This is a genomic window from Streptomyces sp. NPDC031466 (assembly GCF_055581265.1).
This window is the reverse complement of sequence record NZ_JBVIJT010000010.1, coordinates 350153-374555: the sequence shown is the minus strand read 5'-3', so window position 1 is coordinate 374555 and position 24403 is coordinate 350153. Positions and strand designations below refer to the sequence as shown.

The 24403-nt window shown below is 71.3% G+C and carries 24 protein-coding genes; 14 read left to right on the top strand and 10 right to left on the bottom strand.

Annotated features, from left to right (window positions below):
- Positions 1–105 precede the first annotated feature (105 nt).
- Together lysS and ACZ5GP_RS26335 are read left to right on the top strand one after the other, a co-directional pair.
- Complete coding sequence (lysS, locus tag ACZ5GP_RS26340; RefSeq protein WP_468753141.1) at positions 106–1884, top strand: lysine--tRNA ligase; 1779 nt, start codon at positions 106–108, stop codon at positions 1882–1884.
- A 132-nt stretch (positions 1885–2016) separates the two neighbouring features.
- Complete coding sequence (locus tag ACZ5GP_RS26335; protein WP_468753140.1) at positions 2017–2244, top strand: hypothetical protein; 228 nt, start codon at positions 2017–2019, stop codon at positions 2242–2244.
- Here the strand turns inward: ACZ5GP_RS26335 and ACZ5GP_RS26330 are convergent.
- A complete protein-coding gene (locus tag ACZ5GP_RS26330; protein ID WP_468753139.1) occupies positions 2216–2737 on the bottom strand; it encodes a hypothetical protein in 522 nt (173 codons plus the stop codon). The genes ACZ5GP_RS26335 and ACZ5GP_RS26330 overlap by 29 nt on opposite strands.
- A gap of 125 nt (positions 2738–2862) precedes the next feature.
- Here ACZ5GP_RS26330 and ACZ5GP_RS26325 point away from each other — a divergent pair, with 125 nt between their 5' ends.
- A complete protein-coding gene (locus ACZ5GP_RS26325; protein WP_468753138.1) occupies positions 2863–4767 on the top strand; it encodes a trypsin-like serine peptidase in 1905 nt (634 codons plus the stop codon).
- A 12-nt stretch (positions 4768–4779) separates the two neighbouring features.
- Here ACZ5GP_RS26325 and ACZ5GP_RS26320 read toward each other — a convergent pair whose 3' ends face one another.
- From ACZ5GP_RS26320 to ACZ5GP_RS26310, 3 genes are all read right to left on the bottom strand, one after another.
- Positions 4780–6129, bottom strand: a complete 1350-nt coding sequence (locus tag ACZ5GP_RS26320; protein ID WP_468753137.1) for a DUF2637 domain-containing protein — start codon at positions 6127–6129, stop codon at positions 4780–4782.
- 145 nt (positions 6130–6274) lie between these two features.
- Positions 6275–7165 (bottom strand): DUF3558 domain-containing protein, encoded by an 891-nt coding sequence (locus tag ACZ5GP_RS26315; protein WP_468753136.1) that lies wholly within the window; start codon positions 7163–7165, stop codon positions 6275–6277.
- 143 nt (positions 7166–7308) lie between these two features.
- Positions 7309–8226 carry a DUF3558 domain-containing protein gene (locus ACZ5GP_RS26310; RefSeq protein WP_468753135.1) on the bottom strand — a complete coding sequence of 306 codons (918 nt, stop codon included), beginning with the start codon at positions 8224–8226 and terminating at the stop codon, positions 7309–7311.
- A 181-nt stretch (positions 8227–8407) separates the two neighbouring features.
- Here ACZ5GP_RS26310 and ACZ5GP_RS26305 point away from each other — a divergent pair, with 181 nt between their 5' ends.
- Positions 8408–9601 carry an RtcB family protein gene (locus ACZ5GP_RS26305; protein WP_468753134.1) on the top strand — a complete coding sequence of 398 codons (1194 nt, stop codon included), beginning with the start codon at positions 8408–8410 and terminating at the stop codon, positions 9599–9601.
- Positions 9602–9672: 71 nt separating this feature from the next.
- On the opposite strand, the gene ACZ5GP_RS26300 is transcribed toward ACZ5GP_RS26305, so the two are convergent.
- The 4 genes from ACZ5GP_RS26300 to ACZ5GP_RS26285 form a co-directional block, all read right to left on the bottom strand.
- Positions 9673–9897 (bottom strand): hypothetical protein, encoded by a 225-nt coding sequence (locus tag ACZ5GP_RS26300; protein WP_468753133.1) that lies wholly within the window; start codon positions 9895–9897, stop codon positions 9673–9675.
- Positions 9897–10661 carry an SDR family NAD(P)-dependent oxidoreductase gene (locus ACZ5GP_RS26295; protein WP_468753132.1) on the bottom strand — a complete coding sequence of 255 codons (765 nt, stop codon included), beginning with the start codon at positions 10659–10661 and terminating at the stop codon, positions 9897–9899. The genes ACZ5GP_RS26300 and ACZ5GP_RS26295 overlap by 1 nt, the downstream gene beginning before the upstream one ends.
- An 85-nt stretch (positions 10662–10746) precedes the next feature.
- Positions 10747–11082 (bottom strand): YnfA family protein, encoded by a 336-nt coding sequence (locus ACZ5GP_RS26290; RefSeq protein WP_468753131.1) that lies wholly within the window; start codon positions 11080–11082, stop codon positions 10747–10749.
- A gap of 536 nt (positions 11083–11618) precedes the next feature.
- Positions 11619–12137 carry a GNAT family N-acetyltransferase gene (locus tag ACZ5GP_RS26285; protein ID WP_468753130.1) on the bottom strand — a complete coding sequence of 173 codons (519 nt, stop codon included), beginning with the start codon at positions 12135–12137 and terminating at the stop codon, positions 11619–11621.
- Between the two features lie 129 nt (positions 12138–12266).
- Here ACZ5GP_RS26285 and ACZ5GP_RS26280 point away from each other — a divergent pair, with 129 nt between their 5' ends.
- On the top strand, positions 12267–13367 hold the full coding sequence (locus tag ACZ5GP_RS26280; RefSeq protein ID WP_468753129.1) for an LLM class flavin-dependent oxidoreductase: 1101 nt from the start codon (positions 12267–12269) through the stop codon (positions 13365–13367).
- Complete coding sequence (locus ACZ5GP_RS26275; RefSeq protein WP_468753128.1) at positions 13364–14026, top strand: CE1759 family FMN reductase; 663 nt, start codon at positions 13364–13366, stop codon at positions 14024–14026. The genes ACZ5GP_RS26280 and ACZ5GP_RS26275 overlap by 4 nt, the downstream gene beginning before the upstream one ends.
- A 32-nt stretch (positions 14027–14058) precedes the next feature.
- Here the strand turns inward: ACZ5GP_RS26275 and ACZ5GP_RS26270 are convergent, their stop codons facing one another.
- Complete coding sequence (locus ACZ5GP_RS26270; RefSeq protein WP_358581112.1) at positions 14059–14496, bottom strand: hypothetical protein; 438 nt, start codon at positions 14494–14496, stop codon at positions 14059–14061.
- Between the two features lie 334 nt (positions 14497–14830).
- On the opposite strand from ACZ5GP_RS26270, the gene hemL reads away from it, so the two are divergent.
- The 8 genes from hemL (at position 14831) to ACZ5GP_RS26230 (ending at position 23610) form a co-directional block, all read left to right on the top strand.
- Complete coding sequence (gene hemL / locus ACZ5GP_RS26265; RefSeq protein ID WP_468753127.1) at positions 14831–16156, top strand: glutamate-1-semialdehyde 2,1-aminomutase; 1326 nt, start codon at positions 14831–14833, stop codon at positions 16154–16156.
- A gap of 41 nt (positions 16157–16197) precedes the next feature.
- Entirely contained in the window at positions 16198–16845 is a 648-nt protein-coding gene (locus tag ACZ5GP_RS26260; RefSeq protein WP_358581114.1) for a histidine phosphatase family protein, read from the top strand.
- A 204-nt stretch (positions 16846–17049) separates the two neighbouring features.
- Positions 17050–18282: a polysaccharide deacetylase family protein gene (locus ACZ5GP_RS26255; protein WP_468753126.1), complete on the top strand. Its 1233-nt coding sequence runs from the start codon at positions 17050–17052 to the stop codon at positions 18280–18282.
- Between the two features lie 66 nt (positions 18283–18348).
- Positions 18349–18999, top strand: a complete 651-nt coding sequence (locus tag ACZ5GP_RS26250; protein ID WP_468753125.1) for a TlpA family protein disulfide reductase — start codon at positions 18349–18351, stop codon at positions 18997–18999.
- Positions 18999–19763 carry a cytochrome c biogenesis CcdA family protein gene (locus tag ACZ5GP_RS26245; RefSeq protein ID WP_468753124.1) on the top strand — a complete coding sequence of 255 codons (765 nt, stop codon included), beginning with the start codon at positions 18999–19001 and terminating at the stop codon, positions 19761–19763. The genes ACZ5GP_RS26250 and ACZ5GP_RS26245 overlap by 1 nt, the downstream gene beginning before the upstream one ends.
- Before the next feature lie 3 nt (positions 19764–19766).
- Positions 19767–21479 carry a cytochrome c biogenesis protein ResB gene (gene resB / locus ACZ5GP_RS26240; RefSeq protein WP_468753123.1) on the top strand — a complete coding sequence of 571 codons (1713 nt, stop codon included), beginning with the start codon at positions 19767–19769 and terminating at the stop codon, positions 21477–21479.
- On the top strand, positions 21476–22567 hold the full coding sequence (gene ccsB / locus ACZ5GP_RS26235; RefSeq protein ID WP_468753122.1) for a c-type cytochrome biogenesis protein CcsB: 1092 nt from the start codon (positions 21476–21478) through the stop codon (positions 22565–22567). The genes resB and ccsB overlap by 4 nt, the downstream gene beginning before the upstream one ends.
- A 95-nt stretch (positions 22568–22662) precedes the next feature.
- Positions 22663–23610 (top strand): DMT family transporter, encoded by a 948-nt coding sequence (locus ACZ5GP_RS26230; protein WP_468753121.1) that lies wholly within the window; start codon positions 22663–22665, stop codon positions 23608–23610.
- Here ACZ5GP_RS26230 and ACZ5GP_RS26225 read toward each other — a convergent pair.
- On the bottom strand, positions 23501–24403 hold the full coding sequence (locus ACZ5GP_RS26225) for a LysR family transcriptional regulator (RefSeq protein ID WP_468753120.1): 903 nt from the start codon (positions 24401–24403) through the stop codon (positions 23501–23503). The genes ACZ5GP_RS26230 and ACZ5GP_RS26225 overlap by 110 nt on opposite strands.

The window sequence follows — 24403 nt, the reverse complement described above, 5'->3', positions numbered from 1 at the left end:
CTGTGCGAGCCGAGTATCCCACGCGGTGAAAAGCGGTTTTCGCGGTCCGGGAACGACCTGGGAGAATGGCTGCGTCAAGCGGTACTCACGTAGAAGAAGAAAGGCGTGCCGATCGTGGCTCAGAGCACTGATTCCACCGACTGGGTCTCCCGCTACGCGGACGAGGTCATCGCCGAGTCGGAGCGTCGTGCCCCGGGCGCGAAAGACGATGGCGCCGCCGCGCCGGTGGTCGTCGTCGCCTCCGGTCTCTCCCCCTCCGGCCCGATCCACCTCGGCAACCTCCGCGAGGTCATGACCCCGCACCTGGTCGCCGACGAGATCCGCCGGCGTGGGTACCAGGTCCGCCACCTGATCTCCTGGGACGACTACGACCGCTACCGCAAGGTGCCGGCCGGCGTCCCCGGCGTCGACGAGTCCTGGGCCGAGCACATCGGCAAGCCCCTGACGTCGGTGCCCGCCCCCGCCGGGTCCGCGTACCCGAACTGGGCCGAGCACTTCAAGGCCGCCATGGCCGAGGCGCTCACCGAGCTGGGCGTCGAGTACGACGGGATCAGCCAGACCGAGCAGTACACCTCGGGCGCCTACCGCGAGCAGATCCTGCACGCCATGCGGCACCGCGGCGACATCGACGCGATCCTCGACCAGTACCGCACCAAGAAGGACCCCGCCAAGGCCGGCAAGGGCAAGCAGCAGAAGCCCGTGGACGAGGCCGAGCTGGAGGCCGCCGAGGGGTCCGGCGCCGCCTCCGAGGACGACGGCAGCGGCGGCACCGGCGGGTACTACCCGTACAAGCCCTACTGCGGGAAGTGCGAGAAGGACCTGACGACCGTCGTCTCCTACGACGACGAGTCCACCGAGCTGGTCTACACCTGCACGGCGTGCGGCTTCGGCGAGAGCGTCCTGCTCGGCGAGTTCAACCGCGGCAAGCTGGTCTGGAAGGTCGACTGGCCCATGCGCTGGGCGTACGAGGGCGTCGTCTTCGAGCCGAGCGGCGTGGACCACTCCTCGCCCGGGTCGTCGTTCGTCGTCGGCGGGCAGATCGTGCGGCAGATCTTCGACGGCGTGCAGCCGATCGGCCCCATGTACGCCTTCGTGGGCATCAGCGGCATGGCGAAGATGTCCTCCTCCAAGGGCGGCGTGCCGACCCCGGCCGACGCGCTGAAGATCATGGAGGCGCCGCTGCTGCGCTGGCTCTACGCCCGCCGCAGGCCCAACCAGTCCTTCAAGATCGCCTTCGACCAGGAGATCCAGCGGCTCTACGACGAGTGGGACAAGCTGGAGGCCAAGGTCGCCGACGGCTCCGCGCTGCCCGCCGACGCCGCCGCGCACTCCCGCGCGGTGCGCACCGCCGCGGGCGAGCTGCCGCGCACCCCGCGGCCGCTGCCGTACCGCACGCTGGCCTCCGTCGCCGACATCACCGCCGGCGCCGAGGACCAGACGCTGCGCATCCTGAGCGACCTCGACCCCTCGACGCCGCTGACCTCCCTGGACGAGGTCCGGCCGCGTCTGGACCGCGCCGAGAACTGGATCACCACGCAGGTCCCGGCCGACGCCCGCACGGTCGTGCGCTCCGAGCCCGACACCGAGCTGCTGTCGTCCCTGGACGACGAGGGCCGCGAGTCGCTGCGGCTGCTCCTTGAGGGCCTGGACTCGCACTGGTCCCTGGACGGCCTCACGCACCTGGTGTACGGCGTGCCGAAGGTGCGGGCCGGGTTCTCGGCGGACGCGACGGCCAAGGAGCTGCCGCCGGAGATCAAGGTGGCGCAGCGGACGTTCTTCGCGCTGCTGTACCGGCTCCTCGTGACCCGGGAGACCGGGCCGCGGCTGCCCACGCTGCTGCTCGCCGTGGGCGCGGACCGGGTGCGCAAGCTGCTCGGCGCGTAGCGCTCGGCGTCGGCGGGGCGGGCGGGGACTCCAGGTCCCGCCCGCCCCGTCGTGCGTCTGCATCTTTCGGGTGACCGCCGGTTCCACCCCAGGCAGGACGTCCACGGGTGCTCCGCCCGAGATCGTGGACGCATGAAGGAAATCATCGCCATCGTGGGATGGGTCGTGGGAATCCAGGGCGGCCTCGGCGCCGCGGGCCGCCTCTTCGGGGACGGCCCCTGGGGGCTGCTGCACAAGTGGTGGGACATCCCCACCCCCCTGTACGTGGCGCTCTTCGCCGTCGGCGCCGCTCTCGCCGTCTACGGGGAGCTGGGCAAGATCCGGGCGCGTTCTAGGAGCGGGGCCGCCGGCGCAAGGTGACGAAGGCGAGCGTGGCCAGGGCCGCGAGGGCGGCCGCGCTGATGGTGACGGTCACCGGGGACCAGTCGCCGCCCTCGGACTCGGCGGCGCACTCGGGGCGGGGGTCCGACCCGGCGTCCGCCACGACCTTCACCCTGCCGTTCGTCCTCGCCTCGTCCGGGGGGACCGGCTGGTCGAAGCGCAGGGTGTACGCGCCCGGTTTCGCGCCGCAGCGGACGGTGGCCCGGCCCTGCCAGGAGACCTTGCCCGAAGGGGCGAGCCGCACCGGCCCGGCGAAGGCGTCGGAGTGGACGGTCACGCGGTGCGCGTCGTCCATCTGGTCCATCAGCTCCGGGTTCAGGACGGACAGTGTGACGCTCTGGCCGGGGGCCACCGAGCCGGGCGCGACGTGGAGTTCACCCGTTCCGCCCGACTGAGCCGCGGCGCCGGGAATTGCCGTCAGTGAAAGGGCGAGGGCGAACACTCCAGCGATCACGGCGGGTTTACGTGGCATAAGGTGCAGTCCTCGGGTTCGGCCGCCGGAGTTCTTTTCCGGTTCGCTGGGTCCGTTCTTTGCGATCTTAACCAGGGGGAGTCCGGCCACCCGCCGACCTCGGGTGCGCCGGCAGAAAGGCAGTTGTGGGCATTTCCCGTTGGGCCCGGGCCCTCGCCATGGGGATAGGCGGCGGATTGCTCGCCACCTCGGTGACGGCCACCGCTTTCGCCGCGGCGCCCGCCGCGCCGGAATCGACGTACGAGGACACGCCCGCGCCGAGCCCGACAAAGGGCGACGAGAACGAAGACGTTCCGGGCCGGAAGAAGGCCGTTCCGAAAAAGAGTGGCGCGCAATGGGGGGCACCGGCCGCGGAGCGGTTCTGGACCGCCGAGCGCATGGAATCCGCGACCCCGCCCGAGGAGGCCACGGGGCGTACGACCCCGAAGGCCGAGGGGGCGACGGGGCGGAAGACGGCCGCGGGGCCGGCCGGGCGGGAGGCCTCCGTGCGGCGCGGTGCCGTCGCGCACGGGGCGCTGCGCGCCGAGACGGACCCCGAGGGCGCCAAGACCATCGGCGTGCTCTACTTCGTGGACAAGGACATGGCCACGCACAACTGCACGGCCAGTGTGGTGCACAGCCCCAAGGGCAACCTCATCCTCACCGCCGCGCACTGCGGCAACGGCAACAAGTACGCCTTCGTGCCCCAGTACCGCACCGGCAAGTCCCCGGCCCGGCAGCCGAACGGCATATGGGCCGTCGACCGGGTCTTCCGGGACCCGCGGCACACCGACCGGGGCCCCGGCTCGGACCTCGACTTCGCGTTCGCGACCGTCAAGGCCGACCGGCGCGGCCGGCAGGTCGAGGAGGTCACCGGCGCCAACACGCTGACCAGGACGCCCGGTTACCAGGTGCCGGTCACCGTCATCGGCTACCCCTCGGCGAGGAACGCCCCCAAGGACCAGGCGATCAAGTGCCGGGTGAAGACGACCCGGCTGCCGGGCTACAAGCAACTGCGCATGGCGTGCGGCGGGTTCTACGGCGGCACCTCCGGCAGCCCCTGGCTGATGAACTACGACGAGCGGACCGGGACCGGCCAGGTCGTCGGCAACCTCGGCGGGGTCGGCGGCGGCGGGGCCACCGACGCCGTCTCCTACGCGCCGTACTACGACGACGAGGTCTTCAAGCTCTACGACGACGCCGTGGGGGACGTCGCCGTGGTCGAGCGGCCCCCGCTCCCGCCCACCCTCGGCACCGGCGAGACCTGGCAGTACGCCAAGCGGCTGGCCACCGGCGAGTACACCGGGGGCGGCGGGGCCGACCTGCTCGTGGTGTGGGCCGACGGCGAGGTCACCCTCCACCCCGGCGACGGGAAGGGCGGTTTCACCGCCGAGCGGCGCCTGGTCAAGCCCAACGCCACCTGGAAGCACGCCACCGACGTCACGGGCGGCGACTTCGCGGGGACGGCCCTCTCCGACCTGCTGGTGCGCTGGTCCGACGGCGAGGTCACGCTGTACCAGGACGTGTCCGCCGCGGGGCTCGGCAAGGAGACCCGGCTGGCCGCCGCCGGATCGGCGTGGAAGAAGGCCGCCCAGCTCACCGCGGGCCGCTTCGACGCCGGCAAGAAGAGCGACGACGTCGTGGTGCGCTGGTCCGACGGCGAGGTCAGCCTCTACAGCGACGTGGACGTGCGCGGCTTCAGGAAGAAGACGCGGCTCCAGAAGCCCGACGCCACCTGGCAGCGCACCGGCCTGCTGACCGGCGGCGACTTCACCGGCACCGGTCTGTGGGACCTCCTCGTGCGCTGGAGCGACGGCGAACGCACCGTCCACAAGGACGTCAGCACGGCCGGCACCGGCACCAGGACCCGCATGGGAGCGCCCGGCGCCCTGTGGAAGAACGCCAAGGTGATGACGGCGGGCGCCTACACCGGGGGTGGCCGTCCCGACGACCTGATCGTGCGCTGGAGCGACGGCGAGGTCAGCCTCTACGCCGATACGACGACGAAGCTCGGCCGCGAGGTCGGCCTGGTCCCGCCGAAGGTGCCCTGACCCGCCCCGGGGTCACGCGATGTACTCCGCCTCCGCGTCCAGGTCCTGCTGGTAGCGGCCACGGAAGTCGTGCAGGTACGGGCGGAGGGTGCTCTCCGTGAGCGGTCCGCCCGCCTGGCCCGTCACCCCGTACAGGTCCATCAGATACAGGCCGAACTGGCGGGCGTTGGGGTACTCCCCGTGCTCGCTGACGTACTTGCGGAACGCCGCGAAGTACGCCTCCTCGCGGGTCACGTCCTCGGGCAGGCCGGGGATCTCGGGGGCGGGCTCGGACTCGGGCTGCTGTGGTGGGGGCTGGGTCTGCGGCTGGGATTGCGGTTCGGGCGCGCGCTCCTGCTCCATTTCCGGCCCCGGCTCCCGCCCCTGCCCCGGCTCCGCGACGCGCTGGTCGGCGTGCTGGCCGTCGTCGTAGGGCGCCTGCTCCTCGTACCACTGGTCGTACGGCTCCTCGGGGGCGTACGACGCGGGGTGCCGGGCGAACCACGGGCTCTCGTGGGGCAGGATTTCGGGCTCGGGCTCGGGCTCGGTCTCGGGTCCGGCCTCCGGGTGGGGCCGCGGGGCGTGCTGCGGCTGCGGCTGTTCGTCCTGAGGCCCGGAGTCGTGGTGGGGGTCTCGGGCCCGGGGGAGTTCCGGCTGCTGCGGGGACGCCGCGGGGACCGGGGGCAGCAGGGCGGGTTCGATGCCGGCGGCGGCCAGTCCCGCGGGGGCGGTCTCCGCCAGCGGGACGCCGTAGCGGGCCAGGCGCAGCGGCATCAGGGACTCCACCGGTGCCTTGCGGCGCCAGGCACGGCCGAAGCGGGAGCGCAACCGGGCCTGGTAGACGAGACGTTCCTGCTCCAGCTTGATCACCTGGTCGTAGGAGCGCAGCTCCCACAGCTTCATCCGGCGCCACAGCAGGAACGTCGGCAGCGGCGAGAGCAGCCACCGCGTGATCCGCACGCCCTCCATGTGCTTGTCGGCGGTGATGTCGGCGATGCGGCCGACCGCGTGCCGGGCCGCCTCGACCGCGACCACGAAGAGCACCGGGATCACGGCGTGCATGCCGGTGCCGAGCGGGTCGGGCCAGGCCGCCGCGCCGTTGAAGGCGATCGTCGCCGCCGTGAGCAGCCACGCGGTCTGGCGCAGCAGCGGGAAGGGGATGCGGATCCACGTCAGCAGGAGATCCAGGGCGAGCAGCACGCAGATGCCCGCGTCGATGCCGATCGGGAAGACCGCCGAGAAGTCGCCGAAGCCCTTCTTCTCGGCGAGTTCGCGCACCGCCGCGTACGACCCCGCGAAGCCGATCCCGGCGATGACGACCGCACCGGCGACGACCACCCCGATGAGTATCCGGTGCGTGCGTGTCAGCTGCATCGCGGCCACCCGCGAACCCCTCCCTGTTCGGCCTGTGTCGGCTTGTTGCGATCGATAGCCTGGCACACGTGTACGGAGGGTCGGTCGGCCGGTACGCCGGGAGCCCGGCCGTTTCGGGCCGGGCTCCTTCAACTGCTGCGCCTGACGGGCGTGTTCAGGACTTCGACTTGGCCTTGGTGGCGCCGGACTTGCCGTCGTCGGACTTCGCGGAGTCCTGCTTGGCGTCGTCCTTCTTCGGGTCGTCCTTCTTCGGGTCGTCGTCCTTCTTCGGCTTCTCGTCGGAGTCGGCGGGCGCCTTGCCGCCGCCCTCGTTGGCGGAGACGACCGCCGCCGCGGCCTCCTTCGCCGCCTTCTGCGCGGCCTTCGACAGGTCACCGGCGTCGGGGGACTTGTCGCCCGCGAGACCCGCGCCGTTGTAGTCGACCGTGACGACCGCGTTCTCCACGCGCGTCACGAACGTCTGCTGCTTGAAGGTGTCCTTGTCCTTCTTCAGGTCGTAGCGCACCAGCGTCGCCTGGTCGCCGACGCCCTGCACCGGCTCCGCCTTGACGCCCTTCGCGTCCTTGGTCGCCTGCGCGTCGGCGACCTGCTTGGCGAAGTTGTCCTGCGCGCGCTTGGCGCCGCTGCCCAGGGAGGGGTCCGACTCGAAGCGCATCAGCGACACGCGCAGCCAGCGGAACTGGGAACCGTCCACGCCGTTGTTGTCGAGGCTGTCCCAGGAGCAGCTGCCGCGCAGCGCCGTGTCCGTGGACGTGCCCGCCTTGCCCTTGTCCTTGGCCTGCGGGACCAGCTCCTGCAAGGTCTTCTTCGACAGGACGTCGCAGGGCTCGGGGAGCTTGGCGTACGCGGCCTTCTCCACGGCCGGGGGCTTGTCCACGCTCTTGTGGGAGGCCGAGGCCTTGGCGCCCGTGTCCTTCTTGGCCCCGTCGGAGCCGGAGTCGGAATCGGAGGAGCAGCCGGAGGCGACGAGGATCACCGGTACGGCGGCCGCGCTGACGAGGATGCGGCTCAGACGCTGGCGCTGTCGCTGTGCAGGTCGGTGCATGGTTCCTTCACTCAGTTCGTCTCGTGACGTCCGGTTCGTCTCGTGACGTCGTCGGGTCCGAGGGGCCACGGTACGCGTACGGGGCGACGGGCGGCTCGCTTCCCGGGGGCCCGGCCCCCGCCCCCGCCCGCCGGGTCCGCCCGCTACTCGTCGAACGCGTCGGCGAGCCCGTCGGCCAGTTCCCGCGCCTTGTCCTGCATTTCCTTGCTGTCCGGGACGTCGGTGCGCCGGCCGGGCTGCTCGTCGTACTCGATGGTCACGATGACGTTCGACGTGCGGAACACCACAGTCACGGTGCGGTGACGGGTGGCCGAGGCGGCGGTGGTGAGGGCGTCGTCCAGGAAGGCCTCGTCGCCGAGGTCGTCCAGGGTGCGGGGTTCGAGGCCGGCGGGCGGGGTGGTGGGCCGGGTGGAGGCGTCGTCCGTGCCCTCGTCCTTCTCGCCGTTACCGTCCGGCTTGCCCTTGTCGTCGTCGCCCGGGCCCGTGCTCTTGTCGCTCTTCCCGCCCTGGGCCTTGTCGCCCGCCGCCTTCTCGGCGTCGCCGGACTCCTTCGAGGGCGTGGCGTCGGGACTCCCGCCGTCGCCGTCGTCCTGGGTCCCGGAGCTGGGGGGCGCCGACAGGCCCGCCTCGCGCAGCTTGGTCGCGTAGACCTCCGCGGCGCGGTCGTCGTCGCTGACCGCGCCGTCGAAGGAGACGACCCGCTCGAAGTCGACGAGGAGGTGGTGCGAGGCGCCGGAGGACTCGACCTTCCAGCGGCAGCCCACCCGCCGGTCGGTGTCGTACGTGACCATGGGCGTGCCCTCGTACGCCTTCTCGCGCTGCTCGGTGTCGTTCAGCTCCTTGATGCCGGGCAGCATCGCGTCGAGGGTGCCGGGGTCGACCTCACCGCAGGGCTCCGGGAGCGTGCGGTACTTGCCGGGCTCGGCGGGGGCGGCGGAGCTGCCGGTGTCGCCGGGCTTGGAGTCGTCGGAGGCGCCGTCGCCACCGGAGCCGGAGGTGCAGCCGACGAGCAGCGCCGCGAGGAGCGCGGCGACACCGGGTGCGTGGACCTTCCGCTGCACCGTGATGGCTCCTCTCATAGGGGATATTCGGTTGCCGCTGACGGGCGACCGGTGGACACAATGTCTATCGCACGCGCTGCCGTGGATGCCGGTCCGTCCCCCCTTTCGTCGACCTTGGCTCCGGTATTTGCGCTTCACGCACTTCAGGGCTTGTAGTGGATTACGGGGGAAAGAGGGCGAAATGTCTTACGTAGAGGTGTCCGGGGCGAAGGTGCCGATCCGGATGTGGGCCGACCCCGCGTCGGTCGAGGAGTCCGCGATGCGGCAGCTCCAGAACGTGGCGACGCTGCCGTGGATCAAGGGCCTGGCCGTCATGCCGGACGTCCACTTCGGCAAGGGCGCGACGGTCGGTTCGGTGATCGCGATGCGGGGCGCGGTGTGCCCGGCGGCGGTCGGCGTCGACATCGGCTGCGGCATGTCGGCGGTCAGGACGTCGCTGACGGTCAACGACCTGCCGGGCGATCTGTCGCGGCTGCGGTCGAGGATCGAGCAGGCGATCCCGGTGGGTCGCGCGATGCACGACGACCCCGTGGACCCGGGGCGCTTCCACGGCATGGCGACCGCCGGCTGGGACGACTTCTGGGCGCGGTTCGCCGGGGTCGCGCAGGCGGTGCGGTTCCGCGAGGAGCGCGCCACCAAGCAGATGGGCACGCTCGGCTCGGGCAATCACTTCGCGGAAGTGAACATCGACGAGGACGGCGCGGTCTGGCTCATGCTGCACTCCGGTTCGCGCAACATCGGCAAGGAGCTGGCCGACCACCACATCGGCGTGGCCCAGGGGCTGCCGCACAACCAGGGGATCATCGACCGCGACCTGGCGGTCTTCGTCGCGGACACCCCGCAGATGGCCGCCTACCGGAACGACCTCTACTGGGCGCAGGAGTACGCGAAGTACAACCGCGCGATCATGATGGCGCTCTTCAAGGACGTGATCCGCAAGGAGTTCAAGAAGGCGAAGCCGGTGTTCGGGCAGGAGATCTCCTGCCACCACAACTACGTCAGCGAGGAGCGGTACGACGGGATGGACCTGCTCGTCACCCGCAAGGGCGCGATCCGCGCGGGCAGCGGCGACTTCGGGATCATCCCCGGCTCCATGGGCACGGGCTCGTACATCGTGAAGGGCCTCGGCAACGAGGCGTCCTTCAACTCCGCCTCGCACGGCGCCGGCCGCCGCATGAGCCGGAACGCGGCCAAGCGGCGCTTCTCCACGCGGGACCTGGAGGAGCAGACGCGGGGCGTCGAGTGCCGCAAGGACTCGGGCGTCGTGGACGAGATCCCGGCCGCGTACAAGCCGATCGAGCAGGTCATCGACCAGCAGCGGGACCTCGTCGAGGTGGTGGCGAAGCTGAAGCAGGTCGTCTGCGTGAAGGGCTGACGACCCCGGGCGCAGGTGGGCCGGCGCACCTGCGCCCGGGTGCCGGGGCCGTCAGGGACGGCCGGCGGCCGTCAGGGGCGGTCGGCGCGTTCGGCCGCGTGGCGCTCGCGGGCCGCGGCCAGTGCCGTGTCGAAGTCGCGCTGGGTGTCGTCACACCAGTGCAGCAGGTCCGCGAGGACGCGCTGCAGCGTCTCGCGAGGACTGTCGCGCCAGCCCTCCTCGGAGAGGGCGTACGCCTGCAAGGCCTCGGTGGCCCGGCGTGCGGCAGCGGTGTGGGCGTCGGACGCGTCCGGCATCACAGCTCCCGGTGGATCTTCGTGTTGGAGGCCTGGGCTCGGGGGCGGACCACCAGGAGGTCGATGTTGACGTGCGGCGGGCGGGTGACCGCCCAGGTGATCGTGTCGGCCACGTCCGCGGCCGTGAGCGGCTCGGCGACGCCCGCGTAGACCTTCTCGGCCCGCTCGGCGTCGCCGCCGAAGCGGGTCAGCGCGAACTCGTCCGTCTTGACCATGCCGGGCGCGACCTCGATGACGCGGACCGGGGTGCCGACGATCTCCAGGCGGAGGGTCTCGGCCAGGACGTGCTCGGCGTGCTTGGCGGCCACATAGCCGCCGCCGCCCTCGTACGTGCCGTGGCCCGCCGTGGAGGACAGGACGACGACCGTGCCGTCGCCGCTGTCGGTGAGCGCGGGCAGCAGGGCCTGCGTGACGTTCAGCGTGCCGATGACGTTCGTCTCGTACATGCGGCGCCAGTCGGCCGGGTCGCCCGCGGCGATGGTGTCCGCGCCGAGCGCGCCGCCCGCGTTGTTCACCAGGACCGCGACCTTCTTGAAGGCGGTCGCGAACGTGTCCACCGCCGCGCGGTCGGTGATGTCGAGCGCGTACGCCATCGCGTCGTGCCCGGCGTCGGTCAGCTCGGCGGCGAGCGCCTCGATGCGGTCCTTGCGGCGCGCGGTCAGGACGACGCGGTAGCCGGCGGCGGCCAGGCCGCGGGCGGTGGCGGCGCCGATGCCGCTGCTGGCGCCGGTGACGATCGCGATGCGCTTGGCTGCGGCGGTCATGGTGCGCTCCTTGGGCTGGGGGAGGTCAAAGGGGGCCGGTGGCCGTGGGGTTGGCCCGTGTCGTGAGCCAGGATAGGTCGGCGCCTCAGCGGCCACGCGGCGCGTACATGATCACGGCCATGCCGGCGAGGCAGATCAGCGCGCCGGTGACGTCCCACCGGTCGGGCCGGTAGCCGTCCGCCGCCATGCCCCAGGCGATCGATCCCGCGACGAAGACCCCGCCGTACGCGGCGAGGACGCGGCCGAACTCGGCGTCGGGCTGGAGCGTGGCCACGAAGCCGTAGACGCCGAGCGCGAGGACGCCCGCGCCGACCCACGCCCAGCCGCGGTGCTCGCGCACCCCCTGCCAGACGAGCCAGGCCCCGCCGATCTCGAAGAGGGCGGCGAGCACGAAGAGGAGGGCGGAGCGGGCGTTCAGCATGACCGCCAGCGTGCCACGGGCGCGGGACGGCCACCGCGCCCCTCGCGCCCCGGGGCGGCCACCGCGCCCCTCGCGTCAAGGCGTGCCGCCGGTTACCTGGGACGGTTGCCGAGCCCCTTCGCGCAAAGGCGTGCCGCCGGTTACCTGGGGCGGCTGCCGCGTCCCCGCGCCAAGGCGCGCGGCCAGTGGTCTGGGGTGGCTGCCGCACCCCGGTATCCAGGCGTGTGGCCAGTCACCTGGGCCGGCCGGTCGCCCCCAGGGCCAAGGCATCCCGCCGGTCGCCGGGCCGGCCATCGCGCCCCCGGCATCAAGGCGTGCCGCCGGTCGCCTGGGGCTGGCCATCGCGCCTCCGGGCACCAAGGCGTGCCGCCGGTCGCCCGGGGTCGGCCATCGTGCCTCCGGGCACCAAGGCGTGCCGCCGGTCGCCTGGGGCTGGCCATCGTGCCTCCGGACATCAAGGCGTGCCGCCGGTCGCCTGGGGCGGCCACCGCGCCCCCGGACACCAAGGCGTGCCGCCAGTCAGCCCCCGGGGCGGGCTACCGCGCCCCGCCGCTCAAGGCGTACCGCCAGTCATTGCAGGGGTGCCACCGACCCTTCGGGTACTCGACCATCGCCTCGCCCCGCAGGGTGAAGCCCGCCTTGCGGCAGACCCCGTTGGACGCGCCGTTGTCCGTCGCGGGGAACGCGTGCAGAAAGGCGTGGCGGTCCGCCGCCCGCACCTCGCGGATGATCAGCTGGGCCGCGTCCGCCGCGACGCCCCTGCCCTGGAACTCCGGCAGGACGCCCCAGCCGGTCTCCCAGACCGTCTCGCCCCGCCAGGTCGTCTCCCAGTACCCGATCGAGCCGGCCGTCTCGCCGTCCAGCGTGATGCGGAACATCCGGCCCTTGTCGTCGAGGCGGAGATAGCGGAGGTGCCGCTCCGCCAGCTTCTCCGGGGTCTCGGGACCGCCCAGGTGCGCCGTCATCTCGGGGGTGTTGAACCGGACGAGCAGCGCGGGGCCGCCCTCCTCCGACCAGGGTTCGAGGCGCAGGTCCGACCGCTGTGATCTCTCCATGGCCTCACGGTAGGGGCGGGGTCTGACAGCGGCCCCGGCGTCGGCGCCGGGGGAGGGAATAGGAGGGCCCGCACCCTCGTTCTGTGGGTATAGTTGAAGCATCAACAACCTGCGAAGGGTGAGCCAGCCATGCAGTTCGGAATCTTCAGCGTCGGTGACGTCACGGTCGACCCGACCACCGGGCGCGCGCCCAGCGAGGCCGAGCGGATCAAGGCCATGGTGGCGATCGCCCTAAAGGCCGAGGAGGTGGGCCTCGACGTCTTCGCGACCGGCGAGCACCACAACCCGCCGTTCGTCCCCTCGTCCCCGACGACCATGCTCGGCTACATCGCCGCCCGCACCGAGCGGCTCGTCCTGTCCACCTCCACGACCCTCATCACCACCAACGACCCGGTGAAGATCGCCGAGGACTTCGCGATGCTCCAGCACCTCGCGGACGGGCGCGTCGACCTGATGATGGGGCGCGGCAACACCGGCCCCGTCTATCCGTGGTTCGGCAAGGACATCCGCGACGGCATCGACCTCGCCGTCGAGAACTACGCGCTGCTGCGCCGCCTGTGGGACGAGGACGTCGTCACCTGGAAGGGCAAGTTCCGTACGCCGCTCCAGTCGTTCACCTCGACGCCCCGCCCGCTGGACGGCGTCGCGCCCTTCGTGTGGCACGGCTCGATCCGCTCCCCGGAGATCGCCGAGCAGGCCGCGTACTACGGTGACGGCTTCTTCCACAACAACATCTTCTGGCCCGCCTCGCACACCCAACAGATGGTCGAGCTCTACCGGCGCCGCTACGCCCACTACGGGCACGGCACCGAGGAGCAGGCGATCGTCGGCCTCGGCGGCCAGGTGTTCATGCGCAAGAACTCCCAGGACGCCGTACGGGAGTTCCGGCCCTACTTCGACAACGCCCCGGTGTACGGACACGGGCCCTCGCTGGAGGAGTTCACCGAGCAGACCCCGTTGACGGTCGGCTCGCCGCAGCAGGTGATCGAACGGACCCTGTCCTTCCGCGAGACGGTCGGCGACTACCAGCGCCAGCTCTTCCTGATGGACCACGCGGGGCTGCCGCTGAAGACCGTCCTGGAGCAGCTCGACCTCCTCGGCGAGGAGGTCGTGCCGGTCCTGCGCGAGGAGTTCGCCAAGAACCGCCCCGACTCGGTCCCGGAGGCGCCCACGCACGCCGCCCGGGTGACCGCCGCCCACCACAACCCCCAGGAAGAGGTGACCGCATGAAGCTCGTCGTCGTGTCCGCGGGGCTGAGCCTGCCCTCGTCCACCCGGCTGCTCGCCGACCGGCTGACCGCCGCCACCGTGCGGCGGGCCGCCGCCGACGTCGAGGTGATCGAACTGCGGGACCTGGCCACGGAGATCGCCCAGCACCTGGTCACCGGCTTCCCGCCGGCCCGACTGGCCGCGGCACTCGACGCGGTGGCCGGCGCGGACGGCCTGATCGCGGTGACCCCGGTGTTCTCGGCCTCGTACAGCGGCCTGTTCAAGTCGTTCTTCGACCTCATCGACAAGGACGCCCTGACCGGGAAGCCGGTGCTGGCCGGCGCGACCGGCGGCACCGCGCGGCACTCCCTGGTCACCGAACACGCCCTGCGCCCGCTCTTCACCTACCTGCGGGCCCTGGTCGTGCCGACCGCCGTCTACGCGGCGTCGGAGGACTGGGGCGAGGACGGCCTCGCGACCCGGATCACCCGCGCCGGCGAGGAACTGGCCCGCTTCATGGCCCCCATTGAGGGAGCCGAGAGGCCTCGGACCCCGGACACCGACACGACCGCGGCGATCGCCCCCCGCTCACTCACCGGCGCGATCACCTCCGTGGACCCGACGGCCGGCTTCGAGGTCGTCCCCTTCGAACAGCGGCTGGCCGCCCTGCGCACGGGGTGAGGCGAGGGGCGGTCACCGCCCCCGGGCGTCCCTCAGGGCCACACCAGGCAGTAGGCCTGATGGCCCGCGTCATGGAGGCGGTGGCTGAAGTCCTGCCATTCGTGGAGGAGGCGGTAGACGTTGAAGGCGTCGCGGGGGCCGCCGCGGTCGGGGACCGTGGACCATATGAACGCGGCCGCGCCCACCGACTCCTCGCCGACGCCGCGCAGCGGGTCCACCACGGTCATGGGGAGCTTCACCACGGCGTAGTCGGGGTGCAGGACGACCAGTTCGAGCGGGGGGACCTTGTGCAGGGGTATGCCCTCGATGCCCGTGAGGACCATCGCCGCCATCGTCTCCGGCTTGATCTTCGTGAACATGCCGCCCATGCCCAGTTCGTCGCCGCCCAGTTCCTCGGGCCGCATCGAGATCGGCACGCGGGCGGCGGTCGCGCCGTCCGGGGCGCCGAAGTACTTGTACGTCACCCCCACCCCGCCACTCCTGCTGCTCACCCGGTCCGGCCGGGACTCGATGGACTCGCCCCGCGCCTGCTCGGGCGCCTGCGCGGGCTGCGCCCCCGCCTCGCGTCGGTGCTTGCCCCGCCGGGCACGCCGCGGACCCAGGCCGTCGGTCCCCTCGCCCAGTCCGCCACCGCGATGCATATCTCCACCCGACTGCTTTCCAGGGCGGCACGGCCCTGTCTTTTCTAGGCCTCGCGGCCCCCGCCACGCAACCCGATCATCGTGTCAGTGACCTCCCCCACGTTCACCCGCTAAAACGTGGAGTGAAACACCTGTCCGCAGGATGTCCGCACCCTCTGACACCATGGCTCGTGTGAGCTTCCCGTATAGCGCCCCAGTTTCGCAGACTCTTTTCGACCGTGCGGCGGCCGTGACGCCCGGCGGTGTGAACTCTCCCGTGCGCGCGTTCCGCGCTGTGGGTGGTACGCCCCGTTTCATGGTGTCCGGTACCGGTCCGTACCTGACCGACGCCGACGGCCGCGAGTACGTCGACCTCGTGTGCTCGTGGGGTCCGATGATCCTCGGCCACGCGCACCCCGAGGTGACCGCCGCCGTCCAGGAGGCCGTCGCGCGCGGCACCTCCTTCGGTACGCCCGGCGAGGGCGAGGTCGCCCTGGCCGAGGAGATCGTGGCCCGCGTCGAGCCCGTCGAGCAGGTGCGGCTGGTCTCCAGCGGCACCGAGGCGACCATGTCCGCCATCCGCCTCGCCCGCGGCTTCACCGGCCGCGCCAAGGTCGTCAAGTTCGCCGGGTGCTACCACGGGCACGTCGACGCCCTGCTGGCCGCCGCCGGTTCGGGCGTGGCGACCCTCGGCCTCCCCGACACCCCGGGCGTCACCGGCGCGCAGGCCGGCGACACCATCGTCGTCCCGTACAACGACCTGGACGCCGTGCGCGCCGCGTTCGCCGCGCACGAGGGCCAGATCGCCTGCGTCATCACCGAGGCCTCGCCGGGCAACATGGGCGTCGTGCCGCCGGGCGAGGGCTTCAACCAGGGCCTCGCCGACCTGTGCCGGGCGAACGGCGCGCTGTACATCTCCGACGAGGTGATGACCGGCTTCCGCACGTCCAAGGCCGGCTGGTACGGCGTCGACGGCGTCCGCCCCGACCTGCTGACCTTCGGCAAGGTCATGGGCGGCGGCTTCCCCGCCGCGGCCTTCGGCGGGCGCGCCGACGTCATGGCGCACCTCGCCCCCGCCGGGCCCGTCTACCAGGCGGGCACCCTCTCCGGGAACCCCGTCGCGACGGCCGCGGGCCTCGCGCAGCTGCGGCTCCTGGACGACGCGGCGTACGAGACGGTGAACTCCGTCTCCGCGCGGCTGCGCTCTCTGGTGAGCGAGGCGCTGGGCAAGGAGGGCGTCGCGCACACCGTGCAGAACGCCTCCAACATGTTCTCCGTCTTCTTCACCGACCAGCCGGTGCGCAATTACGAGGACGCCAAGAAGCAGGAGTCCTTCCGCTTCACCGCGTTCTTCCACTCGATGCTGTCGCAGGGCGTCTATCTGCCGCCCTCCGCCTTCGAGTCCTGGTTCGTGTCCGCCGCCCACGACGAGCGGGCGATCGAGCGGATCGCCGCCGCCCTGCCGGGTGCCGCGCGCGCCGCCGCGGAAGCGACGGAGGCCACCGCGTGAGCGCCACCGCCGCGGGCGACGAGCTGACCGTCGTCCATGTGATGCGCCACGGCGAGGTGCACAACCCCGACGGGATCCTGTACGGGCGACTGCCCGACTACCACCTCTCGGAGTTGGGCCGCCGGATGGCCGACCGGGTCGCCGAGCACCTCGCCCGGCGCGACGTGACCCACGTCGTCGCCTCGCCGCTCGACCGCGCCCAGGAGACGGCCGCGCCGATCGCCAAGGTGCACGGCCTGGAACTGGCCACCGACGCCCGGCTCATCGAGGCGGAGAACGTCTTCGAGGGCAAGACCTTCGGCGTCGGCGACGGCGCCCTGAAGAACCCCGAGAACTGGCGGCACCTGGTCAACCCCTTCAAGCCGTCCTGGGGCGAGCCGTACGTCGAGCAGGTCGTACGGATGATGGGCGCGCTGGACGCGGCGAAGGACGCGGCCCGCGGCCACGAGGCGGTCTGCGTCAGCCACCAGCTGCCCATCTGGATCGTGCGCAGCTTCGTGGAGAAGCGGCGGCTGTGGCACGACCCGCGCAAGCGGCAGTGCACGCTCGCCTCGCTGACGACGTTCACCTACCGCGGTGACAAAATCGTTTCCGTGGGCTACTCCGAACCGGCCCGGGACCTCGTCCCCGCCCATCTCCTCGCGGGCGCCAAGCCGGTGAAGGGCAAGAGCAAGGCGTTCGGGGCGTAGCTGCCATTTCCGGAACACCGCGCCTGCCGTTCATTTACGTCGCGTAATCGCGCCGCGACTGTACGTCCCTTTTGGGGAAAGTGCGGCAAATAACCGCGATACGCAGGAACCGCACTCTTCGTCGCGCCCTCTAACAGGTCGTTCCTCTTGCCCGCCGGACAGGGCAGGACGGACGGACGCAAAGGGCGCGACGAAGGGGATGGAATGCGCGACATCAGCCGCAGGGGAATGCTCGGACTCGGGGCCGGCACCGCGGCCGCTCTCGGGCTCGCGGCGTGCGGCTCCGGAGGCGGCGGGGATTCCGCGGGGCCCGCGGACAACGCCGGGAACGGGAAGGGCGGCCCGGCCAAGCGCCCGGCCAAGCTGATCGGTGACGGTTCGACCGCGTACACCGGCAAGCAGCCCGGGCAGCCCGCCAAGCCGGTCCCGCTGGAGCCCGGCGAGACGCCCCCGCAGTTCGTGGTCTTCTCCTGGGACGGCGCCGGCGAGGTCGGCAACGGCCTCTTCCCGCGCTTCTTGAAGCTCGCCGAGGAGCACAACGCGCACATGACGTTCTTCCTCTCCGGGCTTTATCTGCTGCCGGAATCGAAGAAGCGCCTGTACCGTCCGCCGAACAACGCCGTCGGCGCCTCGGACATCGGTTATCTCACCGACGGTCACATCAAGGCCACGCTGAAGTACGTGCGGCAGGCCTGGCTCGAAGGCCATGAAATAGGCACGCACTTCAACGGGCACTTCTGCACGGGCAACGGAACGGTCGCCAAGTGGACCCCCGCGCAATGGCAGGACGAGATCGACCAGGCCAAGTCCTTTGTGCAGAAGTGGCGCACGAACACCGGCTGGAGCGATCTGCCGCCGCTGCCCTTCGACTACGACAAGGAACTCGTCGGCGGCCGCACGCCCTGCCTGCTCGGACAGGACAACCTGCTGCCGACCGCGAAGAAGCTCGGCTGGCGCTACGACGCGTCCTCGCCCGGCGGCCGCCAGCGCTGGCCCCAGAAGAAGATGGGCGTCTGGGACCTGCCCCTCCAGGCGGTGCCCTTCCCCGGCCACTCCTTCGAGGTCCTGTCGATGGACTACAACATCCTCGCCAACCAGTCGCAGAACTCCACGAAGGCACCGGCCCACAACTACCCGGGCTGGCGCAAGCAGGCCACCGACGCCTACATATCCGGGTTCAAGCGCGCCTACGAGAGCAACCGCGCCCCGTTCTTCATCGGCAACCACTTCGAGGAGTGGAACGGCGGCATCTACATGGACGCCGTCGAAGAGGCCCTGAAGCACATCGCGGGGAAGAAGGACGTACGCCTCGTCTCCTTCCGGCAGTTCGTCGACTGGCTCGACGTGCAGGACCCGAAGGTCCTCGCCAAGCTCCAGGGCCTCGACGTCGGACAGCAGCCGGCGGGTGGTTGGAAGGGGCTCGCGAAGGCCGCCTGAAATGGGACTTTCCGCAACCGCGGGGGGTGCGGAAGATCCCCGAAACAGACATGCGAAACTTTTCACATGAGTGCCGCCAGCCGCGCCCCCCAGAGCACGCACCACCGTCGTAGCCGTCGCCTCGGCGGCCGCCGCGGCCGGGCCGCCCTGCTGGCCACCGGGGCCGCGGTCGCCGCGCTGACCCTGTCGGCCTGCGACTTCGGCGGCACCTCGGGCGGCTCCGGCAACACCAACTTCGTCGCCGGGTCCGACGGCATCGCCACCGCCGCCAAGGCGGACCGCAAGCCCCTGCCCGAACTCGACGGCAAGACCCTCGACGGCAAGCCCCTGAACATCACCGAGGCGTACAAGGGCAAGGTCCTCGTCATCAACGTCTGGGGCTCCTGGTGCGCCCCCTGCCGGGCCGAGGCGCCGAACTTCGTCAAGGTCGCCAAGGAGAAGAAGGCCAAGGGCGTCGAGTTCGTCGGCATCAACACCCGCGACCCCGAGCGCGGCCCGGCGACCGCCTTCGAGGAAGCGCACGACGTGCCCTACCCGAGCGTGTACGACCCGACGGGCAAGCTGATGCTGCGCTTCCCCCAGGGCACGATGAACCCCAACTTCATCCCCTCGACGCTCGTCGTCGACCGGGACGGCAAGATCGCCGCGCGCTCGCAGCAGCCCCTCAACGAGGCCAAGCTGCGCAAGATGATCGACCCCGTGCTTGCGGAGAAGTGATGTCCACCCTCGCCGCCATCAGCGGACCGAACCAGACGGTCATGAGCGGGGCGCTGCTTCTCGCGATCCCGCTCGCCGTGCTCGGCGGGCTCGTCTCCTTCTTCTCGCCGTGCGTCCTGCCGCTCGTGCCGGGCTATCTGTCGTACGTCACCGGGGTCAGCGGCCAGGACCTCGGCGAGGCACGGCGGGGCCGGATGGCCGCCGGCGCCGCGCTGTTCGTGGCCGGTTTCACCGTGGTCTTCGTCGGCGTCACCGTCTTCTTCGGGGCGCTGGGACACACCCTCAAGGAACACCAGAGCACCATCAACACGGTGCTCGGCGTGGTGATGATCGCGCTCGGGCTCTTCTTCATGGGGCTCATGCCCTGGCTCACCCAGCGCGAGTTCCGCTTCCACCGGCGCCCGGCGGTCGGACTCGCCGGCGCGCCCGTCGTCGGCGCCCTCTTCGCCGTCGGCTGGACGCCGTGCGTCGGCCCGACGCTCGCCTCGGTCCTCGCGCTCTCCGCCGACAGCGGCAACGCGCAGCGCGGCGCGCTCCTGGGCGTCGCGTACAGCCTCGGACTCGGCATCCCCTTCATCCTCGCCGCCGTCGCCTTCCGCAAGGCGCTCGGCGCCTTCGGCTGGGTGAAGCGGCACTACGTCTGGGTGATGCGCGTCGGCGGAATCATGATGATCGCGACCGGCCTGCTGCTCGTCACCGGAGTGTGGGACAGCATGGTGCAGCAGATGCAGGTCTGGACGAGCAGTTACACCGTGGGGATCTGATCCATGAGCAAGACCGAAGCCCCCGAGCAGCGGGACGACCTGGGCGCCGCGGGCGAGCACCTGTCGACCGCTCCCCAGGAGGAGTCGCCGAACCTGCCCTCTCTCGGGGTGATCGGCTGGCTGCGCTGGTTCTGGCGGCAGCTGACCTCGATGCGGGTCGCGCTGATCCTGCTCCTGCTGCTCTCGCTCGGCGCCATCCCGGGCTCGCTGATCCCGCAGCGCAACGTCGACGAGCTCAAGGTCCAGGACTTCATGGACCGGCACACCACGCTCGGGCCCCTGTACGACAAGCTCCAGCTCTTCGACGTCTACAGCTCGGTGTGGTTCTCCGCGATCTACATCCTGCTGTTCGTCTCCCTCATCGGCTGCATCGTGCCCCGCACCTGGCAGTTCGTCGGCCAGCTGCGCGGCCGCCCGCCGGGCGCCCCCAAGAAGCTGACCCGGCTGCCCGCGTACACGACGTGGCGCACGCGGGCCGAGCCCGAGCAGGTGCGCGAGGCCGCGCTCACGCTCCTCAAGGGGCGCCGCTTCCGGGCGGACCTCACCGGGGACGCGGTCGCCGCCGAGAAGGGCTATCTGCGCGAGGCCGGGAACCTCGTCTTCCACATCGCGCTGATCGTGATGCTGATCGCCTTCGCCGCCGGCCAGCTCCTGAAGTCCGAGGGCGGCAAGCTGGTGATGGAGGGCGACGGCTTCTCCAACACGCTCTCCCAGTACGACGACTTCAAGTCCGGCAGCCTCTTCGACACCGAGGACCTGGCGCCGTTCCACTTCGTGCTCGACGACTTCAAGGGCACGTACGAGAAGAGCGGCCCCAATCGCGGCACGCCCCGCACCTACCGGGCGGACGTCACCTACAGCGAGGGCGCCGACGGCCCCGAGAAGAAGAAGTCGATCGAGGTCAACGAGCCGCTGGAGGTCGACGGCTCCAAGGTCTACCTCATCGGCCACGGCTACGCCCCCCAGGTCACCGTCCGCGACCCCAGGGGCAAGGTCGTCTACCGGGCCTCCGTGCCGCTGCTGCCCATCGACCAGAACGGCACCGCGACCGGCGCCATCAAGGTCCTGGACGGCTACCGGAACAAGAGCGGCGCCAAGGAGCAGCTCGGTTTCAACGCCTTCTTCGTGCCGACCTTCGCGGGCGAGGGCAAGGGCCAGATGTTCTCGCAGTTCCCCGCGCCCGACTTCCCGGTGCTCGCGCTGTCCGCGTACCACGGGAGCCTCGGTGTCGACTCCGGTGTCCCGCAGAACGTGTACCAGCTCGACACCCGCAAGATGACGAAGTTCGAGGACGCCAAGGGCGAGCTGTTCAAGGAGCGGCTGCTGCCCGGCGAGACCATGAAGCTGCCGAACGGCGCCGGGTCCATCACCTTCGAGAAGGACCTCAAGGAGTGGGCGACCTTCCAGATCTCGCAGGAGCCCGGCTCCGTGTGGGCGCTGGCCGGCGCGCTCGCCGCGATCGCCGGCCTCGCCGGGTCGCTGTTCATCCAGCGCCGCCGCGTGTGGGTGCGGGCGGTGCGGGGCGCCGACGGCGTCACGGTCGTGGAGATGGCGGGCCTCGGCCGCAGCGAGTCCGCGAAGCTCCCCGAGGAACTGTCCGACCTCGCCGCCCACCTGTACGAGAAGGCGCCGAGCGCGCCCGACCCCGACCCGGACGCCCCCGCAGCCTCCGACCCCGACCCCGATGTAGTACCTGCCGAAGGGGCTGAGAAGTGAATCTCGCCACCACCCTGGCCGCCGAACCCAACGAGAACCTCGCGCACATCAGCAACGTGCTGATCTACTCCGCGATGGCCGTCTACCTCCTGGCCTTCTTCGCGCACATGGCGGAGTGGCTCTTCGGCAGCCGCAGCAAGGTCGCCCGCACCGCCGCCGCGCTCACCCCGGGCAGGACCGCGGCCCAGGCGCCCGCGGTGACCGTCCAGGCCAAGGGCGGCACCGCCACCCTGGAGCGGCCGAAGGTCGTCACGCGCTCCGTCACCGGCGCCCGGGACGTGCCGGACGGGCCCGGCGCGGCGGCCGGGGACGAGAAGGGCGACCTGTACGGCCGTATCGCGGTCTCCCTCACCGTGCTCGCGTTCCTGCTGGAGTTCGGCGGGGTGCTCACCCGCGCCCTGTCGGTGCGGCGGGCGCCGTGGGGCAACATGTACGAGTTCAGCATCACCTTCTCCACCGTCGCCGTCGGCGTGTACCTGGTGCTGATGGCGCTGAAGAAGAACATCGCCTGGCTCGGCCTGCCGCTGGTCACCACGATCCTGCTCGACCTCGGCCTCGCCGTCACCGTCCTGTACACCTCCAGCGACCAGCTGGTCCCGGCCCTGCACTCGTACTGGCTGTGGATCCACGTCTCCACGGCGATCTTCTGCGGCGCGGTCTTCTACGTCGGCTTCGTCGCGACGATGCTCTACCTCTTCCGGGACAGCTACGAGACGAAGCTGCAGAGCGGGGGCCGGCCCGGCAGGTTCGCGACCTCCGTGCTGGAGCGGCTGCCCGCCGCGGCCTCGCTGGACAAGTTCTCCTACCGCCTGAACGCGGCGATCTTCCCGCTGTGGACGTTCACGATCATCGCGGGCGCGATCTGGGCGGGCGACGCCTGGGGCCGCTACTGGGGCTGGGACCCCAAGGAGGTCTGGTCCTTCATCACCTGGGTCGCCTACGCCTGCTACCTGCACGCCCGCGCCACGGCGGGCTGGAAGGGCCGCAAGGCCGCCTACCTGGCCCTGATCGCCTTCGGCTGCTGGCTGTTCAACTACTACGGCGTGAACATCTTCGTCACCGGCAAGCACTCGTACGCGGGGGTGTGACCGACCAGGCCTCATCGACGGCGTCGATCGGCCCATCGGCAGGACGCCCCACTGGGCCGTGGACCAGCGCGTACGTCCGCTCGTACGTTCCTGCCATGACCTCAAGGAACGCTTCCGAGAACAAGGGCACGGCCCAGCTCACCGCCGCCATGGTGCTCTCCGGCACCCTCGGCGTCTTCGTGGTGGAGTCCGGCGCCTCCGCTTTCAACGTCGTCTTCTTCCGTGTCCTGTTCGGCGCCCTGGCGCTCGGCGCGTACGCCGCCGCCCGCGGCTACTTCCGGGACCACGGGCTCACCCCCAGGAAGCTGGCGCTCGCCGCGCTCGGCGGGCTGTTCATCGTCTTCAACTGGGTGTTCCTCTTCAAGGCGTACGAGGCCACCTCGATCTCCCTGGCCACCGTCGTCTACCACACGCAGCCGTTCTTCCTGCTGCTGCTCAGCGCCCTGGTGCTGCGCGAGCGCCCGAGCCGCTCCCAACTGGGCTGGCTGGCCGCCGCGTTCGCCGGCCTCGTGCTGGTCTCCGGGGTGCGCCCGGGCGACACCGGCTCCCTGGCCGGCATCGGGCTCGCGCTGCTCGCTGCCGTCCTCTACGCCCTGTCCACCCTCGTCACCAAGCGGGTCACGGGCGTACGCCCGCACCTGATCGCCCTCGTCCAGGTCCTAGTCGGCATCCCGCTGCTGCTGCCCTTCACCGACTTCGGCGCGATGCGCGGCACGGGCGCCGGCTGGGCCTGGCTCGCCGGACTCGGCGTGATCCACACCGGCCTGATGTACGTCTTGATGTACGCGGCGTACGCGAAGCTCCCCACGCCCAAGATCGCCGTGCTCGCCTTCACCTACCCGGCGGTCGCGATGGTCGCCGACTGGGCGGTCTACGGCCACCACATCGGACTCGTCCAGGCCCTCGGCGTCCCGCTGATCGTCCTGGCGAGCCTCAAGGTGACACTTGCTCCCCGACGAGCCGCACGGCCTGCTCCACGAACAGCCGGACATGCGCCGGAAGCCGCTTCCCCGACCGCCACGCGAGCTGCGTCCACAGCGTGAACGGCGGCTCCCACGCGAGCCGCACCAGGGTGCCCGCCGTCAGCTCCCGCGCCACCGCCACGGCCGGCAGCAGCGCCACGCCGAGCCCGCCCGCCACGCCCTGCTTCGTCGCCTCGATGGTGCCGAACTCCATGAACGGCGGCGGCGCCCCTGTCCGGGTCAGCAGCTCCGCCTCGAAGAGGTCCCGGTACGGGCAGCCCGGCTCGGTGCCCACGAGCTGCACCGCCGCCAGGTCCCCGGTGCCGAGCGGGTCCGCGCCGCGCGCGGCCAGCGGATGGCCCGGGGCGCAGACCAGGACCAGCGGCTCCGCGGCGAGGACCACGCTCTCCAGACCCTGGTGCGCGGTGTCCGGCTCCATCAGGAACCCGACGTCGTACGTGCCCTGCCGCAGCGCCCGCCGCGTCTCGTCGCCCAGGGTGGGGCGCAGCGAGAGCCGCACCTTCGGGTAGCGGTGGTGGAAGAGTTCGAGCAGCGGCGGCAGCCGGTAGGAGGTGAGCGACTCCATGGTGCCCACCGCGATCGCCCCGGCCGGCTCCTCGGCGCCGGTGACCGCGGCCCGCGCCTCCTCGGTCAGCTCGATGATCTGCCGGGCGTAGGGCAGCAGGCGGGCGCCCGCCTCGGTCAGGCGGATGCGGCTGCCGAGCCGGTCGAAGAGCTCCGTGCCCAGCGAGGACTCCAGGGAGCGGATCTGGCTGGTCACGCTGGACTGCGCGTAGGCCAGCTCGGTGGCGGCCCGGGTGAAGCTGAGGACGGTGGCGACCTTCTCGAAGGTGACCAACAGACGCAGTTCCAT

What these genes read in the sequence shown, in the direction of transcription:
- ACZ5GP_RS26335 (WP_468753140.1), top strand. Translation starts at nt 2,017, where the DNA reads ATGAAGGAAATCATCGCCATCGTGGGATGGGTCGTGGGAATCCAGGGC.
- ACZ5GP_RS26330 (WP_468753139.1), bottom strand. Translation starts at nt 2,737, where the DNA reads ATGCCACGTAAACCCGCCGTGATCGCTGGAGTGTTCGCCCTCGCCCTT.
- ACZ5GP_RS26315 (WP_468753136.1), bottom strand. Translation starts at nt 7,165, where the DNA reads ATGCACCGACCTGCACAGCGACAGCGCCAGCGTCTGAGCCGCATCCTC.
- ACZ5GP_RS26305 (WP_468753134.1), top strand. Translation starts at nt 8,408, where the DNA reads ATGTCTTACGTAGAGGTGTCCGGGGCGAAGGTGCCGATCCGGATGTGG.
- ACZ5GP_RS26300 (WP_468753133.1), bottom strand. Translation starts at nt 9,897, where the DNA reads ATGCCGGACGCGTCCGACGCCCACACCGCTGCCGCACGCCGGGCCACC.
- ACZ5GP_RS26295 (WP_468753132.1), bottom strand. Translation starts at nt 10,661, where the DNA reads ATGACCGCCGCAGCCAAGCGCATCGCGATCGTCACCGGCGCCAGCAGC.
- ACZ5GP_RS26290 (WP_468753131.1), bottom strand. Translation starts at nt 11,082, where the DNA reads ATGCTGAACGCCCGCTCCGCCCTCCTCTTCGTGCTCGCCGCCCTCTTC.
- ACZ5GP_RS26285 (WP_468753130.1), bottom strand. Translation starts at nt 12,137, where the DNA reads ATGGAGAGATCACAGCGGTCGGACCTGCGCCTCGAACCCTGGTCGGAG.
- ACZ5GP_RS26280 (WP_468753129.1), top strand. Translation starts at nt 12,267, where the DNA reads ATGCAGTTCGGAATCTTCAGCGTCGGTGACGTCACGGTCGACCCGACC.
- ACZ5GP_RS26275 (WP_468753128.1), top strand. Translation starts at nt 13,364, where the DNA reads ATGAAGCTCGTCGTCGTGTCCGCGGGGCTGAGCCTGCCCTCGTCCACC.
- hemL (WP_468753127.1), top strand. Translation starts at nt 14,831, where the DNA reads ATGGCTCGTGTGAGCTTCCCGTATAGCGCCCCAGTTTCGCAGACTCTT.
- ACZ5GP_RS26260 (WP_358581114.1), top strand. Translation starts at nt 16,198, where the DNA reads ATGCGCCACGGCGAGGTGCACAACCCCGACGGGATCCTGTACGGGCGA.
- ACZ5GP_RS26255 (WP_468753126.1), top strand. Translation starts at nt 17,050, where the DNA reads ATGCGCGACATCAGCCGCAGGGGAATGCTCGGACTCGGGGCCGGCACC.
- ACZ5GP_RS26250 (WP_468753125.1), top strand. Translation starts at nt 18,349, where the DNA reads ATGAGTGCCGCCAGCCGCGCCCCCCAGAGCACGCACCACCGTCGTAGC.
- ACZ5GP_RS26245 (WP_468753124.1), top strand. Translation starts at nt 18,999, where the DNA reads ATGTCCACCCTCGCCGCCATCAGCGGACCGAACCAGACGGTCATGAGC.
- resB (WP_468753123.1), top strand. Translation starts at nt 19,767, where the DNA reads ATGAGCAAGACCGAAGCCCCCGAGCAGCGGGACGACCTGGGCGCCGCG.
- ACZ5GP_RS26230 (WP_468753121.1), top strand. Translation starts at nt 22,663, where the DNA reads ATGACCTCAAGGAACGCTTCCGAGAACAAGGGCACGGCCCAGCTCACC.
- ACZ5GP_RS26225 (WP_468753120.1), bottom strand. Translation starts at nt 24,403, where the DNA reads ATGGAACTGCGTCTGTTGGTCACCTTCGAGAAGGTCGCCACCGTCCTC.